The following is a 16,443-nucleotide window of genomic DNA, read 5'->3' as shown; positions in this document are numbered from 1 at the left end:
ATGTTGGATCAAGAGCAGCTTCCGGTAGTAGCGATCCTCACGATAGATGATGACAAAGAAAATTTTCGCGGCAACCGGGACAATTTTATCGACATTTTACGAACTGGAAAAGAACTTGGATTTATCGTGTATATTATAACGGCCAAAGATTTAAAGCTTCATGCAAGGCGTGTGATTGGACATTCGTACCATTTTGATAAGGAGGCATGGCAGCAGGAATGGTTCCCGCTGCCTCAAGTGGTATATAACCGCATCCCACTTCGAGAGGATGAGAACCTGCCTTCAGTCCGCAGCAAAATTGAAGAAATTATCGCCCATCCGACCATTCGCATGTTCAATCCATATTTCTTTAACAAATGGCATTTGTTCGAGTGGCTGAAGAAGTCGCGCACTACCCGAAAATTCATTCCTTCCACAAGGCGGTTAAAGACATCCGTTTCCTTAGGCAAAATGCTGCATAAACATCCCTATCTCTATTTAAAGCCAGAAACGGGGAAAGCCGGGGTAGGCATCATGACGCTCCGCGTCAATCATACGAAAGCGTTGAAATTTCGCTTGAAGATACAAGATAAAAAGAAAAACACCTCCTACAAATGCGCCACCATATCCAAGCTGTGGACCCGTATTCGCAAGCAAGCAGGACAATATGATTACATTGTGCAGCAGGGCATTTCGCTCGCAACGATTAACCGCCGCCCTTTTGATCTGCGAGTATTGGTGCAGAAGAACAGCAAGGGGCAGTGGGACATTACCGGTGTCGGCGCAAGGGTAGCCGGTTCCATGAGCATTACGACACACGTGCCGCGCGGAGGAAGCATCGACGATCCCGAGAAGCTGCTCACGACCATCTTCGGATCAGAGCAATCGAGGCGAATATTCGTACGGGCCAAAAACACCGCGCTTGTCATCGCACGCCAAGTCGAACGCGGCTCCGAATATACGCTGGGTGAAATGTCAATGGACTTGGGCGTAGACGCAGGCGGCGGCATCTGGTTCTTCGAGGCGAATGCCAAACCGATGAAATTTGATGAACCTCACATTCGCAAACGCTCGCTGGAGCGCATTTTTCAATATAGCACATTCCTCGCGAAACCAAGCGGATGACGAGAGGAAGGTGAACACGCTTGGCTCAACCGGTTCTTGGTATACTAACCCTTTACTTGAATGATCACAAACAGCTTGAAGAACGGCCCATCTATCAGAAAATGATTGCAGCGGGCAAAAAAATCGGACTTGACGTATATGTATTCACGCCGCAAGATGTCGATGACCAACAGCAACGTATTTATGCGATGTGCTATCATCCGGAGACCGGCCGCTGGTCACGGAAATGGACCCGGTTTCCGAATATGATTTTTGACCGCTGCCGTATCCAAAAGAGCTACCGCTTTGAACAGTTAAAGCGATTTCGCAGCAAGTACAATCACTTGTTGTTCCTGAATCGGCCGCTGCGCAACAAATGGACGATTTATCAAGTACTCTCGACCGTGTCCTACGTCAAGCAGCACCTTCCTATCACTCGATTGTACTCATCTGTGCAAGATGTACAGCTCTTGCTGAAGCAATTTCCCCTCGTATACTTGAAGCCGATTAATGGAACTGGCGGACGCGGCATACTGCGCATAGAGCGAATCCGCTCCAACACGCAGACTGTCTACGTTCAGGGACGCGACCATCAACGCCGCATCATCCGTCCCCAAAAGATGACGTTATCCCAATTGTCAGCCAAATTATCATCTTGGAACGCCAAGGAGCGCTATTTGGTCCAACAGGGCATCTCCCTCAACCTTCCAAGCGGAAGAGTGCACGATTATCGCATGCTCGTGCAGAAAAATGGCTCAGGCAAATGGGCGGTGACGGGCTGTGCCGGACGCGTCGGTGCCATAAAGAGCATTACGTCCAATTTGCATGGCGGTGGTGAAGCGGTCCGCATGGATGAACTGCTGCGTCAATGGATTGGCGATGAAGAGCGGATGAAAGCTGTCAAAAAAGAGGCGGAAGAGGCAAGCTTGGAGATCGCCCAATTCCTGGAGCAGAAATATGGAGCCCTGTGCGAGCTGGCGCTCGACTTGGCAATCGATCGCAGCGGGCATGTATGGCTGCTTGAAGTCAATCCGAAGCCGGCCCGTGAAGTATTCATCCGCACTGGCGACCGGGAAACGTATCGTCTGGCCATTACACGGCCGTTAGAGTACGCCTCGTGGCTCTATAAGCAGAAGAATAACCGCACCATACTTGCGAATCTGCACTCTGACGACACACGCGTCGAGGAGGAAGCGGCGGATACTGAAACCAATGAGGATAATGTTGAATCCTCCTCAAGCTCTCTCTGATTCATAGTACAGAAGGCGCAGCCCATCGTTCGGGCTGCGCCTTTTACATGTGGCTATTGTTATTTTCGTGCAGAAGTTCGGTACAGCTCCAGCAACTCCTCAAATTGATATATGAAGCAGTCGGAGCCTTGCAGCTCTTCCTCTCTTCCGAAGCCGGCATATTGGCAGCCGATAACGGTCAGTTCATTTCCTTTGCCCGCTTCCACATCCGAAGAACGGTCTCCGACCATCCACGCGGAGGCAATATTATGTTCCTGAAGCAGCAGCTGAACAAGCTCCACTTTCGTAGATGTCTGTCTTCCGCCCGCGCTGTAGATTCCCGTAAATAATTCTGTTAAACAGTGAGCATCAGAGACACCTTGGACATAATCCTCCAAGCCATTGCTCGCCACGAATAGCTTTACGCCCGCCTTATGAAGCTCCGATAGCGTCTCACGCACTTGTGGATACAGTTCCGAGTGGCCTTCCGTTAAGCCGGCAAGCTCGTATTCCAGCAATAAATCGTCCGCGCGCTGTCTTGCTTCATCGCTGGCATCCGGCATGACTCGCTTCCAGATCGCCTCAAGCAGCATGCCAAGAGAGCTTAGAATCAACTCCTCCGGCGGTGTAGGCCCCTCGAACAGCCCTTCGCTTCGCAGTTGATCGAACAAGCGGTGATACGCAGGGATAAGCAGCGTTTCCGTCCGGAACAGCGTTCCGTCCATATCGAAAATCATCGCCTCCGGCCGTGGTAACGATTGACCGGAACGAGATGCAGCTGTGGAAGTTGTCATGGAATACCCTCCGTCTTTTTATGTTATTCAATGAGTCAATGAGAATAATATAACATACTTTGTACGAAAACTGGAGGAAGAGAGCGATAAATATTGTTAACTTTTTGTAAGTATGCGCCATGGAAATGGACTCCACTTTCCGTTAACATGGAACTTGAAGATATTTTCTAATATCAAATCGCAACGCCACACAACATGTCACACGGAGGAGATTAAGTTGGAACAAGCCATAGTTATTGGCGCCGGTCCGTGCGGACTGTCTGCAGCCATTGAATTACAACGGATAGGGCTTAATCCTTTAGTCATTGAAAAGCATTGCCTGGTCCATTCGATTTACCGTTATCCTACGCATCTGCAATTCTTCAGCACCCCGGAGCTTCTCGAAATCGGCAGCGTGCCGTTTACTACGCCGCACGACAAGCCGTTTCGCCATGAGGCGCTGGTCTATTACCGCAAGGTAGCGGAACAATATCAGCTGCGCATCAGCTCATATGAAGAGGCAACCCATATTCGTAAAGAGGATGATGGGAGGTTCACGCTTCATACGAAGCTGCGGAACGGCTCAGCGTTAACGCGCGAAGCGCGCTTCGTTGTCATCGCGACCGGTTATTTTGATCATCCGAATCTGTTGGGGATTCCGGGTGAAAGCTTGCCGCACGTCACGCATTACTTTCAGGAAGCCCATCCGTATGCAGGGATGAATGTCATCATTATCGGAGGCAACAATTCAGCCGTTGACGCCTCGCTCGAACTATTGCGAGCAGGGGCCAACGTCACCGTCGTATACCGCGGCCATGAGCTGTCTGACAATATCAAGCCTTGGGTTCGTCCGATATTTGAAAGCATGATCACCAAGGAACGCATACATATGCGCTTCTCCTCGCAGGTCGTGAGCATCGAGCAGGATCGGGTGCACATTCAAGATTCAGAAGGGAAAGTGGACTATGTCGCTTGCGATTTCGTGCTTGCTTTGACAGGCTTTCGTCCCGATCGCAAGCTGTTGACGGAAAGCGGCGTTGATCTGCAGGATGATCGCGAGAAGCCCGTGTTCCATGAGAACTCGATGGAGACGAATGTACCCGGCTTATATGTCGCTGGAGTAATCGCTTCGGGACGCAACGCGAACGAAGTATTTATCGAGACCGGCAGGCACCACGGACGCCTGATCGCAGAGCATATCGTCGCGACGATGGAACAATGACGGCTGTGTCGCAGCCTGCAAAATAAACGGGGCTGTACGTGAGCGATGTTCCGTACAGCCTCGCTTGCTTACTACTTCGTTTTTCTTTCGCTTCATCTGCCCCTTTGCTTCATTCTCCCCTTCAATCAGAAGTCCGTACGAACAATGTCGACTATGCATCCTGCCAAGTTCTCTGCCGTCAGGATCGGACGCTTTCATGGAATTCTATAACGAAATATTACGTTAGTGCTGTGGCGTGTGCTGACTAACGGTGTTCCCTCATCTGACCCTTTGCTTCATTCTCCCCTTCCATCAGAAGTCCGTACGAACAATGTCGACTATGCATCCTGCCAAGTTCTCTGCCGTCAGGATCGGACGCTTTCATGGAATTCTATAACGAAATATTACGTTAGTGCTGTGACGTGTGCTGACTAACGGTGTTCCCTCATCTGACCCTTTGCTTCATTCTCCCCTTCCATCAGAAGTCCGTACGAACAATGTCGACTATGCATCCTGCCAAGTTCTCTGCCGTCAGGATCGGTCGTTTTCATGGTATGGTGTCTTTACTAAGCGGCATGTAGTTGTACCTCTTCCTCTTCCTCGTGCTCCTTTCTGACTCTATGGGAGAATGGATCTAAGGGTCATAGAACGGAAGCACATCCATCTGTTTTCTATACTTGTGAAGGATACTCGTTTATAGTCGAACGATATGCCGCTGTCTGATTAGAGGGGAGAGTGAGGCAAAGGGAGCGAACAGACATATCTTCTCCGTGAAGGATAAAGTGATTCCATAGCAGTAGACATCTCCCGCCAAGAATCTATAAAAATTCTATAAGATTGAAAAAAGGCGCCCCATCGTTGGGAACGCCTTCACCATTTACTTGCAATCGAGCAGCAGTTTTTAATACGTCACAGTACCGGAACCTTGCCATTCATCGCGGCTTCCCGCTCCTTGAAGTCTACGCCTTTATAGTACATTTCAGCTACAAGCAGGTTAGGCCCGCAGCAGGACGCTTGCGGACAGTAGCAATCCACCGTCTTGCAGAGCGGATGCTCATGCAGCCATGCATTGAATATATCGTCCAGCTTCACGTTGTGAATATTGCCGAAGGCAGGGATATCCGCAAAGTCGGTCACGAACACGTCCCCCGTAAAGAGATTGACGTTCAGACGGTTGCGTCCGTCAGGGTCATTGCGAAGCGTCACCATCGGTTCCGATTTCAACCGATTCAGCAGTTCCTGATCTTCTCCATTACTATTGCAGGAATAGAACGGCAACGTACCGAAGAGCATCCACATTTCCTTGTTGCGCGTGTCTAAGAGATGATGAATCGATTGACGCAGATCGGATATAGGCAGCGTCGGTAAATGCTCTGCGAAGGAGCTCGGATACATCGGATGAACCTCATGGCGTTTGCAGCCCATCTCATCAATAAGCCGATGGATCTCGCTCATCTTGTCATGTGTCCGATAATTGAGCATCGATTCAGCGGATATATACATGCCCGCTTCACTCAAGCGGCGCGTGTTCTCGATCATTTGCTCATACAGCCGGGCGGCCACACCAGATTTAACTTCATGGCTCGTGTGCGTGAACCCAACCGCATGGAAATCTTCCATGCACGTATAGTTGAAAGAAATGTGCATAACGTCCAAATACGGCGCAATCCACTCATACCGGCGCATATCCAGCGTCAAGTTGGAGTTGATCTGGGAACGAATGCCTCGATCGCGAGCATACTTGAGAATCGGGACGATATATTCCTTCACCGTCTTCTCATGGAACATCGGTTCACCGCCGGTAATGCTGATCGTCTCCAAATGCTCCACCTCATCCAAACGCTTCAGCATAAGGTCAAGCGGGAGCTTCGGAGGCTCAATCATCGTGAGCGTGTGTCCGACGGCACAATGCTCACACCGCATATTGCACACATTCGCCACGGTCATCTCGACGCTCGTCAACACATGATGGCCATAGGTTTGCAAGGAGCGTATCGGATCCCACGGATCATAATACGGGGAAATGTCCGGAAGCCCGTTCGCAATGCGCTCATGATTTACATTCGTTTCCTTCTCCACTTGCAGCTGTTTCATCTGTTATTCCACCTAACTTTCTAGTTGCCTCTTCATGTCAACTCATTATTCTACAATTTCTGCCCGTCTTCTCATAGGAGTTAGCGGCCTGTAGTCAGAACCGGCAACCATTATGCAGTTCTCTCTATGCAGTAAACGACAATGTAATCCGCCGAAGCTGTGCCTCAAGCTGCATTGCGCTCCGACTTGCTCTGGAACAATCTCGGTGCCCACCAATTCAACTTGCCCATGAGCTTCATCAAAGCTGGTACTAGAAACACACGAATTAGTGTCGCATCCAGCAGCACAGATGTGGCTAATCCAAGTCCAATAGCTTTCATCATCTCGTTATCCGTAAATATGAACGCGCCTACGACGACAATCAAGATGAATGCAGCGCTCGTAATAATGCTGCCGGTCTTCTTCAAGCCTTCTACCGTACTATGTTCATTATTTTTCGTCCGGTCATATTCTTCCGCAATCCGTGAGAGCAAAAATACCTCATAATCCATAGATATGCCGAATACGACGCAGAAAATGATGACTGGCAGCATCGCCACCACAATACCTGTTGAAGTGACCTGGAACAAGTCGGCCAAGTACCCATGCTGGAACACAAGCACAACGATGCCCAGGCTCGCCCCCAAGCTCAATATATTCATGAGCACCGCCTTCAACGGCAGCAGAACAGAGCGGAAGGCAATGAACAGAACGAAGTAGGTCACGAGCAGAATGAATCCGACGACATACGGCAGAGCGTTCGTAATCCGGTCGATAATGTCCAATTGAACAGCCGGCCCGCCTGTAACATACTTCTCGTTCACATCGCTCCCCAAATCCAATTCACGCAGTTGACGGACTAGCTCGAAGGCTTCATCACCGTCAGGCTGGACATCCGGTATGACCTGCATAATGATGAGCTGGCCTTTCACCAAGTGACTGCCTTCCAATTGCGCCCGAAGCTGTTCATTCTGCAGCGCACCGGCTTTCGCTTCCGCAGTAGGGAGTTGGGCAAGTGCCGCAACATAACTGTCTACACGGCGCACCCCTTCTACCTTGCGGATTTGGTCGGCCCATTTCTCAGCTGCTTGAATGGTATCAAGCTCTGTATAAGGCTTATCTGCCCGCAGCACCAATTGAACCGGGGTCAATTCATGCGGATCATAGACCTCATTCATTAAATCCGCGCCGTATCTGGATTCGTATTTCGGCGGCAGCACCTCAGCAGCCGGTATGCCAATCTTCATGCCTCCCACTGGCAAGGCACACGTAATGAGGATGGCGCACAACAATATTACGATCGTAACCGGCCGTTTCATGACTCCATGAGCAATCTTGCTCCAGAACCTGCTCTCTTCCCCGTCAGTGCTCCGGCGAAAGCGCCGGGGAATGACAGGATAACGATTAATTTTCTCTCCGAATACCGCTAAAAGCGACAACAGCAGTGTATTCCCCACAATTACCGACATCGACACGACCATAACTCCGCCCAAGCTTAACGAACGAAATAAGGACAAGTCGATAAATGCCATCGCAACCAACCCAATCAACACGGCAACACCAGAGAAGAAGATGGATTGCCCTGCCCGCTGTGCAGTCATCGCCACCGCTTGCTCTATCGAAGGCTGGCACCGCAGCTCCTCACGGAAGCGGCTAACCATGAATAAGGCGTAATCAATCCCAACCGCAAGTCCCAGCATCGTAACGACATTCGGCAGGAAATTGCTTAGCGAATCGGTAGATAGCGCAATAAAGTACAATAATCCTAGTGTCACTGTGACACTGAACAAGCCCACGATGAGCGGCAGCAGCCCTGCAAGCAATGTGCCGAATACAATGAGCAAAACAATGAGCGCTATCGGCAAGCCGATCATTTCCGACTTCACGATATCGCGCTTACTTGCCTCCTGCATATCATAATAGACCGGAGTAGCGCCGCTAGCATATATGTTCATGCTCGGAATATCGGGGATAAGCCTGCGGATGTCCGGATATTGTTCCAAAGCATCGTTCGTATCCATATTGAAAATGACGTTCACCGAGGTGACGTCCTGACGATTCCCGATTCTGCCGTCTTGACGCACGTGCAGATCCGTTACGTACGGCTGTTCTTGCAGCTTAGACAAGGACTGTTCGATTAATTGCATTGCCTGATCCGTCATCAGTGAGGAACCATCTTTGCTTTCATAGACAATGTCCATCATTGTAGCCGAAATTCCCATCTCATCCCGCAGCACATTCAATCCGTTGTCAGATTCACTGCCAGCAGGCGTAAATCCATTGTCTTTGAGCATAGATGGCACTTGAAAGGCAAAAAGGGCCATAACCAAAAAAATTATCACCCACACGCTCCACACCAAATGGCGCCGGCGGTACATCAGCTTGCCCCAATGCCAAAACAGACCGTGTTTATCTGTTTCTCGCACTCCTTGTTCCCCCTGCTTATGTAATAGAGGTCGTTCAAAAAATCCCCTTTTGATCACGTAATATTCCGAGAAGCTATTCGGCTTCGAATCTTGCATTCACTCTCGAAGAGCTTATGCTTCCGAAGCATGTTTCCTGCGGAAACATTTCAGGTGATCATGCAGTCTCGCCTACACTCCGCTCCTCCTTGCAAGTTTTGCGGAGCAAAACTCGATTCGAAAGCATACGCTTCGAGTTCTTGCAACCTTCTCGGTGCTGAAAAGTGGCCTTTTTGAACACACACTAATAACTCTAAGTCTCATTGTAAGCTTCGTTGCGACCAGGGTCAATTTTCTCAGTATCGGCTCCTACGATCATCATATGCAAGCATTCAGATAAATTAAGTTCTCGCGGAGCAGACAAACGGTTCCCTTCGGAATCGTACAAGATGCGAACGACGGGACGCTGCGGACAATGCGCGTTGATGGAAGCGACAACACCGGTTTCCCCGTTGCTTAATACGATGGACATGCCTATCGGGTAGACGGCGATTCGATCTCGGAACAATGCAAGCATAGATTGCTCGTATAAAGTTCCCGAACCTGTGTACAAAATTTCCAGAGCTTCATGGGGCAGCATGGCTTGACGATAGACGCGATGTGTAGTCATCGCATCATAGGAGTCGGTAATCCCAATCCATCTGGCATATTCGTGGATGTCCGGCGAGGTTATACCCCGCGGATATCCGCAACCATTCAATCGTTCATGATGCTGATACGCACAATGAGCGGCTAAGATCGGGATATTCGGTTCATTCTTGAGGATGCGATAACCTAACTCCGCATGCTGCTTGATGTGGTCGAATTCAGAATCGGTCAGCTTGCCGGGCTTGGTCAATATTTGGAGGTCAATTTGCGTTTTGCCAATATCATGAAGAAGCGCCCCCATACTCAACGTCTTCAACGCCTCTCGCTCATAGCCGTAGTGCATGCCAAGCAGCGTTGTGTAGACACATACATTGAGCGAGTGCCGGAATAAATAATGGTCAGTCGTTTGAATATCATTCAGCATGACCATCGCTTCATCATGATTGGAGAGATCGTCAATAATGGCATCCAGCACTTGAATAAAAGCGCGATTCATCATCGAGGATACTGGCCGTTTGCGCGAGGTCTTATCGTTCATCAGCAGCTTGAACTGCTGCCGGATCGTCTTGTTGGCCATACGGCGCGTATCCTCACTCAATAGGTTCGGGGCATCTATACCTTCAGTCAACTCATCTTCGATATATACGTGGGAGACTCCCATCGCAAGCAATCGTTGGATGTAGGATGCGTTCAGTTCGACGTGCTCTTCCAGCAGGACAAAACCTTCTTCATTAAATATTTTTTTTGCTAAACGCATGCCAGGTCGGCACGCTTGAACTGGTACCCATCGCAAGCAGAGTCAACCCCTGATGTTAAGTTATTTACAATTTCGAAATGTATCCGTATTCCCTGTCTTAATTCTATTTTATAATACCATATGTCAGATAGTTAAAGTAATCATAGAATACCTTCAAAATTTATAGTTATGGAATTTTATGTATCGTTAACGCATGATAAAAAACCAGAACAAGGCGGCCAGCACAAAGCGATATATTGCAAAATGGCGCAAGCGGATTCGCTGAATATGATTCAAAAAGGTAACGACGACGATATAAGCGACCACGAAGGAGACGATAAATCCTAGCGCAAAAAAACCAATAATATCTAGAGTGAACATCTTGTAGTTCTCGAGCAGCTCATAGCCACTTGCCATCACCATAATTGGAATCGCGATCAAAAACGAAAAGTCCGCTGCCGCACGGTAGCTGACCCCGCTTAACATACCGCCTGACATCGTGGATCCCGAGCGTGAGAATCCTGGCCAGACGACAGATAGGATCTGGTATAGACCGATAAGAAACGCTTGTTTATAAGAGATATCCTCCATCGACTCAGCCGACGGTTTCTTCTTCGAGCCGAACCATTCAGCAAACCACATAAACGCCCCGCCGACTACAAGCGTCCAAAGCACCGTTGCTGTATTATCGAACTGACTCTTGACATAATCTTTGGCAAAGAACGCGACGAGCACAGCTGGACCAATGCCAAGAGCAATATGAATCAGATTGAGCCGCTTGGCCGGAATATTGCCCTTCTGTACCGTTTGGCTGCGCAGACCGAGCATTTCCATAATTCGCTGCCAATAGACAACCGTAATCGCTAAAATGGCGCCGAGCTGAATGACGATCTCGAATGTCTTCAGCCACCCCGCCTGCTCTGTAATGCCCATCAGCCGAGTCGTTAAAATCATATGACCAGTGGATGAAACCGGGATGAATTCCGTTAAACCTTCAACGATACCTAATATAATCGCAATCATCACGTAGAACATGCTTCCAACCCACTCCTCTCCCTCTAATCGAGGGTAGTCAATGTGAATCTGCTCTCACGGCAGCGTTCTAGTTCCAGTTCATTTTGAAGTTGAGATTTTAATATATCGCGTAAAAAATCCGGCAGTAAAAACTGAATGTTCTCCCCTTGCTTCAAGCTTAAATATCCAGCACCGAAGACAAACATATCGATACTCCCCACCCACAGCATATCCGTGTCTAGAATTTCCCGACCATCTTCGCGCCATAGACGGATCCTCGTCTCGTCAGCATGAACGGTGGCCTCCATCTGCAGCCCATCAAAGCATAGCGTGCCAAGCTCCGTTCCGCGAAATCCGTATCCGCGAATCGTCTTGTGAATCCATTCCTCCTGCAAGCATTCCTTCAAAGCTCGACGTAATGCGGACCCGCTCAATTGCATACGAACCGGGTTGGTAGGGGAAGGGCATATTGCGTGCAGCATGCCTTCCGTAACTTCCCCTGCCGGAATATGTCCGAGCAGCTGCCCAGCATTCACGAGACCGATGTCCGCTCGGGCGGCGGAACGAAGTCCTTGAGCAAGAAGCTGACCTAGAGGAGAAGGCTTCGCAAGGTGAACTGCAAGCGGTTCAGATAAGACCGTGACTGGAGCGGCTAAATGCCTAACCGCTTCTTCCCGCCAACGTCCCAGTTCCTGGACAATAATCTCATCCGGCTCCAGCTCAGCCGTTGGGATGCAGTAAGGCTTCATATGTATCTTCCCTGCACGGCGGCAGCACTCCACGACCCCTAAATAGTTGCCGTGCTTCCCAGCGGCAAGCAGCCACGTATCCTTGATTCGCCTGCCTTCTTGCAGCAAGTGGTGCGTATGACCGCCCAAAATGAGGTCAATGCCATCGATTTGCTCCGCCATGCGCTCATCAACAGGCAATCCGCAATGGGAAAGGACGATGAGCAGATCGACGGTAGGTCGCAATTCGGCAACCGCGTCGGCAACCGCATCTATCGGGTCAGTTACATCCCATCCCAGCAACTTATAATAATCAGGATACGATGCAGTCACTCCTACAATACCTATGCGGTATCCGTTGCGCTCAAGGCGTATCCACGGTGTAAGCCAGTTCGGACGTTCTCCGCTGTCCAGATCGAACACATTAGCCGCCAACATCGGAAATTGCCCCCACTTCCGATATACGTCGCCTAATCTTTCGGGTTCAAAGGTAAGCCCTTCATTATTGCCGATGACGCCGGCATCATAACGCAAAGCATTCATAATGTGCAGATTGGCCGCCCCATAGGTTCCTTCCGTCTCCGAGAATGCTCTGTCCATATGATCGCCACCATCCAATAACAGCACCCGATTCCCTAACCGGGCACGGTAATGGCGAATCTGAGCAGCCAGACGGGTGACTCCTTCCCAATGGCTGTGCACGTCATTGGTATACAATAGGATGATCGAATCGTCCGAACCACAATCTAACGACTGCAGCAACTTCATCCCTTCCTTTCCGCCTGCAATCCATGGCTGATAAACATCAACAAGCATAGCATGAACATCATCGCTTGACTATCGCCCTGCGTTAGGATTGCCGTTCGGGACAAACTCGCCTCTATATTCATATACGAGCTTCAAGAAAGATTCATCACCGCAAATTTTCAGTTTATTTGGAAAATGTTGTTGTCACATTTTCGTGGAGTTGATATGATAAATCGTACATGTAGGCCAATTTAACTGGGATGGTGAAATGCAACGTGCGGGTTCATGTTACGCAAATTAGAGATGGGGATAGACTATCGAAGGATATTTTCAATCATCATGGTCTATTAGTCCTATCCGCGGGTACAGCCATCAAGGAACGAGACATTGCTTTGTTCCTAAGGCACCATATGGATATGATTGATATTGAAGCTCGTGAAAACAACACATTTATGATACCGCTTACTGCTGTGATGGATAAGAATTTCGGTGATGAGAACCAACCGGATATTCCCGTGCAATCATCACAATCCAGACAATCGATGCTCCTTAGTTATAAAGAGGCTATATCTGGCGTTGAGACACTGTTCTCCGATGCTATCGCTCATGGCATTGTGAAGGACGAGCAAGTCGAACAGACGATCATGCCAATTATTCAACAAATCGAGAACGAACGCGACGTCGTCTCACTGCTGCTGATGCTCGATTCTCAGGATGATTACACATGCCAGCATTCCGTACAAGTCGGCATGCTGGCCTTCTATCTCGCCAAGTGGCTTCATTACGAAGATGTCGATGCGATGCGCATTTGCAAAGCCGGCTTCCTCCACGACATCGGAAAAGCTCACATCGACAAGGACATATTAAACAAGCCGGATCGCCTGACTGCTGAGGAGTTCGAAGCGATTAAGCGCCACACGATAAGCGGATACGAGGTCATCAGACAGTCATATGAGGATGAATGGCTCTCATTGGCCGCCCTTCAGCACCATGAGCGACTCGACGGCTCCGGATATCCGTATGGACTTATCGATGAGAACATTCATCCGGTATCGCGAATCGTTGCCATTGTAGATGTGTATAGCGCCATGACCTCGAATCGAAGCTATCGCAAGAAACAGGATTTATTTACCGTGTTGAAGGAACTGTATCATATGAGCTTTAGCGGGCTGGATCCGACGCTTACGCATACTTTTATCCGTAATATGCTCCCGAACTTTATACATAAGCAGGCTCGTCTGAACGACGGTAGAACGGGACTCATCGTCATGACGCATCAGACGGAATTCTTCCGCCCGCTCGTGCAAATCGATAATCAATTTATCGATTTATCGTTAACGAGAGAACTATTTATTGAACAGGTTTACGTATAAGTACGCCTTACAGTGCTAGCGATTCGTGTGCGCCTTAACGCGATGTGTCATGAGCTCCGAGACGGTAACGAAGGAATATCCACGTTTCTTCAATTCCGGCAAAATCACTTTCAGCGCTTCGACCGTCTGGGAGCTCCTATCGTTAAAATCATGCATAAGCACAATATCGCCGTTTCTTGCATGATCCAACACCTTGTTCACAATCCTCTGTACGCCGGGTGAACTCCAATCCTTCGTATCCTGATGCCATGACCATAACACAATGCGATAGTCGTTAGCATGAGCAACCTTCACCAGATTTTCATTGTAGTATCCGCCTGGTGGTCTGTACAATCGAGGTGCAATCCCGGTCACTTCCTCAATGACACGATGCGCCCGCATTATTTCGTCTTTTATTACTGCCAATGACGTGCCGCGACGAAGATATTTGTGATGGTAGGAATGGTTGCCAATTTCATGTCCCTCGGACACGGTTCGCTTTACTAATTGCGTATGCTTTTGTACACGCCATCCTACAAGAAAAAACGTCGCCTTGGCATCATATTGCTTCAACAATTCCAATATTTTCGGCGTGTTTTTCGGATCAGGTCCATCATCGAAGGTAAGAGCGATTCGCTTGCCAGCTGAAGGCACTTCCCATACGATATCTCCTCTTTGCTCATAGTACGAACGATCTTTACGAGCCGGCTCCTGCAGCTTTGCTATCGCGTGAAGCTCAGATGGACTCTCCATCCACGCATTCACAGGCCATGCCATAAACGAAAAAATGAGCAGCATGACCGCGGTCAAATATAGAGTACGCTGCCAGTGCCAGCGCTTGCTCTTCCCGTGCAGAGGTGAACGATTCATAACCTCTCCTCCATCCGTGCATAAATTAGGTGAATGCATATATGAACTAACTTCTGCATTCCGTTCACATATTCCCCTTAGTATGACCCTGTAGGAGAAGTGCCATTCGCTTCATGCGGCTCGATCAAATAACGCCTTGCTCCCCAAAGGGAACAAGGCGTTATCATGTATATCGTATTATCCAATGGAACCTTCCATTTCAAATTTAATGAGTCGGTTCATTTCAACCGCATATTCCATTGGCAGTTCTTTCGTAAACGGTTCAATAAAGCCCATGACGATCATTTGCGTCGCTTCGTCTTCGGTCAGTCCACGGCTCATCAGATAGAATAATTGATCTTCGGACACTTTCGATACCGTCGCCTCATGCTCCAACTGAATGTTGTCGTTGCGGATCTCGTTGTACGGGATCGTATCCGATGTCGACTCGTTATCCAAGATGAGCGTATCGCACTTGACGTTCGACTTCGCTCCGTCGGAGTCGCGGCCGAACGATGCAAGACCACGGTACGTTACCTTTCCGCCATGCTTGGAAATAGACTTCGAGATGATGGTCGATGTCGTATCCGGAGCTAAGTGAATCATCTTCGCACCTGCATCTTGGTGTTGTCCTTTGCCTGCAACAGCGATGGACAATACGGAACCTTTGGCTCCGCGTCCTTTCAAGATGACGGCAGGGTACTTCATCGTCAGCTTAGAGCCGATGTTGCCGTCTACCCATTCCATGTTCGCGTTCTCTTCGCAGACCGCACGCTTCGTTACCAGGTTGTAGATGTTCGGCGCCCAGTTCTGAATCGTCGTATAGCGAACGCGTGCGTTCTTCTTCACGATGATTTCAACGACTGCGCTATGCAGCGAGTTCGTGCTGTAGATCGGAGCCGTACAGCCCTCGACATAATGTACGAAGCTGTCCTCATCGGCGATGATAAGCGTCCGCTCGAACTGTCCCATGTTCTCCGAGTTAATGCGGAAGTACGCTTGCAGCGGAATTTCGCATTTGACACCCTTCGGTACGTAAATGAAGCTGCCACCAGACCATACGGCACTATTCAACGCGGCGAACTTGTTATCTGCCGGAGGAACAACCGTGCCGAAATATTCACGGAACAGCTCTGGGTGCTCACGCAGCGCAGAATCGGTATCCATAAAAATAACACCTTGATCTTCGAGCTCTTTCTGCATGCTGTGGTAGACGACTTCGGACTCATACTGTGCCGAAACCCCGGCCAAAAATTTCTGTTCCGCTTCCGGAATGCCGAGCTTGTCGAACGTTTCCTTAATTTCAGCCGGAACTTCTTCCCATGTCTTCCCTTGTTTCTCGGAAGGACGGACATAGTATTGGATATCGTTGAAGTCCAATTCATCCAAGTCGCCACCCCAACGCGGCATTGCCATCTTGTTGAACTGCTCCAGCGACTTCATGCGGAAATCAAGCATCCAGTCGTTCTCTTCCTTGATGCCGGAAATCTCTTTGACGATTTCCGGTGTCAGGCCCTTACCGGATTGGAAGACCGCTTGGTGGTTGTCGCGAAAGCCATATTTATACTCTTCCATTTCAGGCATTTTCTTCGCCATAATAATAAACCT

12 protein-coding genes are annotated in these 16,443 nt (G+C 49.2%); 4 read left to right on the top strand and 8 right to left on the bottom strand.

Features of this window, described 5'->3' with window-relative positions; genetic code table 11:
• Together LQV63_RS18220 and LQV63_RS18215 are read left to right on the top strand one after the other, a co-directional pair.
• The gene (locus LQV63_RS18220) at window positions 1-1,104 is read left to right on the top strand and encodes a YheC/YheD family endospore coat-associated protein (RefSeq protein ID WP_036704857.1); all 1,104 of its coding nucleotides are present in this window, start codon (window positions 1-3) and stop codon (window positions 1,102-1,104) included.
• A gap of 20 nt (window positions 1,105-1,124) precedes the next feature.
• Window positions 1,125-2,333, top strand: a complete 1,209-nt coding sequence (locus LQV63_RS18215; RefSeq protein WP_233697800.1) for a YheC/YheD family endospore coat-associated protein — start codon at window positions 1,125-1,127, stop codon at window positions 2,331-2,333.
• A 59-nt stretch (window positions 2,334-2,392) separates the two neighbouring features.
• On the opposite strand, the gene LQV63_RS18210 is transcribed toward LQV63_RS18215, so the two are convergent.
• Window positions 2,393-3,106 (bottom strand): HAD family hydrolase, encoded by a 714-nt coding sequence (locus LQV63_RS18210; RefSeq protein WP_233697799.1) that lies wholly within the window; start codon window positions 3,104-3,106, stop codon window positions 2,393-2,395.
• A gap of 217 nt (window positions 3,107-3,323) precedes the next feature.
• Here LQV63_RS18210 and LQV63_RS18205 point away from each other — a divergent pair, with 217 nt between their 5' ends.
• Window positions 3,324-4,307 carry a YpdA family putative bacillithiol disulfide reductase gene (locus LQV63_RS18205; protein ID WP_019422746.1) on the top strand — a complete coding sequence of 328 codons (984 nt, stop codon included), beginning with the start codon at window positions 3,324-3,326 and terminating at the stop codon, window positions 4,305-4,307.
• 888 nt (window positions 4,308-5,195) lie between these two features.
• Here the strand turns inward: LQV63_RS18205 and yfkAB are convergent.
• From yfkAB to LQV63_RS18180, 5 genes are all read right to left on the bottom strand, one after another.
• Complete coding sequence (gene yfkAB / locus LQV63_RS18200; protein ID WP_233697798.1) at window positions 5,196-6,380, bottom strand: radical SAM/CxCxxxxC motif protein YfkAB; 1,185 nt, start codon at window positions 6,378-6,380, stop codon at window positions 5,196-5,198.
• A gap of 164 nt (window positions 6,381-6,544) precedes the next feature.
• Window positions 6,545-8,785, bottom strand: a complete 2,241-nt coding sequence (locus LQV63_RS18195; protein WP_233697797.1) for an MMPL family transporter — start codon at window positions 8,783-8,785, stop codon at window positions 6,545-6,547.
• A gap of 289 nt (window positions 8,786-9,074) precedes the next feature.
• Window positions 9,075-10,202, bottom strand: coding sequence for an HD-GYP domain-containing protein (locus LQV63_RS18190; protein ID WP_233697796.1), 1,128 nt, complete (start codon window positions 10,200-10,202; stop codon window positions 9,075-9,077).
• Window positions 10,203-10,352: 150 nt separating this feature from the next.
• Window positions 10,353-11,180, bottom strand: a complete 828-nt coding sequence (locus tag LQV63_RS18185; RefSeq protein WP_233697795.1) for an undecaprenyl-diphosphate phosphatase — start codon at window positions 11,178-11,180, stop codon at window positions 10,353-10,355.
• A 23-nt stretch (window positions 11,181-11,203) separates the two neighbouring features.
• Window positions 11,204-12,703, bottom strand: a complete 1,500-nt coding sequence (locus LQV63_RS18180; protein WP_233697794.1) for a bifunctional metallophosphatase/5'-nucleotidase — start codon at window positions 12,701-12,703, stop codon at window positions 11,204-11,206.
• A 206-nt stretch (window positions 12,704-12,909) separates the two neighbouring features.
• Here LQV63_RS18180 and LQV63_RS18175 point away from each other — a divergent pair, with 206 nt between their 5' ends.
• Complete coding sequence (locus tag LQV63_RS18175) at window positions 12,910-14,007, top strand: HD-GYP domain-containing protein (RefSeq protein WP_026011186.1); 1,098 nt, start codon at window positions 12,910-12,912, stop codon at window positions 14,005-14,007.
• Between the two features lie 15 nt (window positions 14,008-14,022).
• Here the strand turns inward: LQV63_RS18175 and LQV63_RS18170 are convergent, their stop codons facing one another.
• Together LQV63_RS18170 and sufB are read right to left on the bottom strand one after the other, a co-directional pair.
• Window positions 14,023-14,856 (bottom strand): polysaccharide deacetylase family protein, encoded by an 834-nt coding sequence (locus tag LQV63_RS18170; RefSeq protein ID WP_233697793.1) that lies wholly within the window; start codon window positions 14,854-14,856, stop codon window positions 14,023-14,025.
• A gap of 177 nt (window positions 14,857-15,033) precedes the next feature.
• A complete protein-coding gene (gene sufB / locus LQV63_RS18165; protein WP_019422738.1) occupies window positions 15,034-16,431 on the bottom strand; it encodes a Fe-S cluster assembly protein SufB in 1,398 nt (465 codons plus the stop codon).
• Between the last annotated feature and the right edge of the window lie 12 nt (window positions 16,432-16,443).

It is taken from the genome of Paenibacillus profundus, from assembly GCF_021369635.1.
In the GTDB taxonomy this organism is placed as follows: Bacteria; Bacillota; Bacilli; order Paenibacillales; family Paenibacillaceae; genus Paenibacillus_B; species Paenibacillus_B profundus.
Note: the sequence above shows the minus strand (reverse complement) of the source record. Positions and strands in the feature narration are given on the sequence as shown.

Coding starts and splice junctions, on each gene's coding strand:
- LQV63_RS18220 (WP_036704857.1), top strand. CDS start 1: ATGTTGGATCAAGAGCAGCTTCCGGTAGTAGCGATCCTCACGATAGAT.
- LQV63_RS18210 (WP_233697799.1), bottom strand. CDS start 3,106: ATGACAACTTCCACAGCTGCATCTCGTTCCGGTCAATCGTTACCACGG.
- yfkAB (WP_233697798.1), bottom strand. CDS start 6,380: ATGAAACAGCTGCAAGTGGAGAAGGAAACGAATGTAAATCATGAGCGC.
- LQV63_RS18185 (WP_233697795.1), bottom strand. CDS start 11,180: ATGTTCTACGTGATGATTGCGATTATATTAGGTATCGTTGAAGGTTTA.
- LQV63_RS18180 (WP_233697794.1), bottom strand. CDS start 12,703: ATGCTTGTTGATGTTTATCAGCCATGGATTGCAGGCGGAAAGGAAGGG.
- LQV63_RS18170 (WP_233697793.1), bottom strand. CDS start 14,856: ATGAATCGTTCACCTCTGCACGGGAAGAGCAAGCGCTGGCACTGGCAG.
- sufB (WP_019422738.1), bottom strand. CDS start 16,431: ATGGCGAAGAAAATGCCTGAAATGGAAGAGTATAAATATGGCTTTCGC.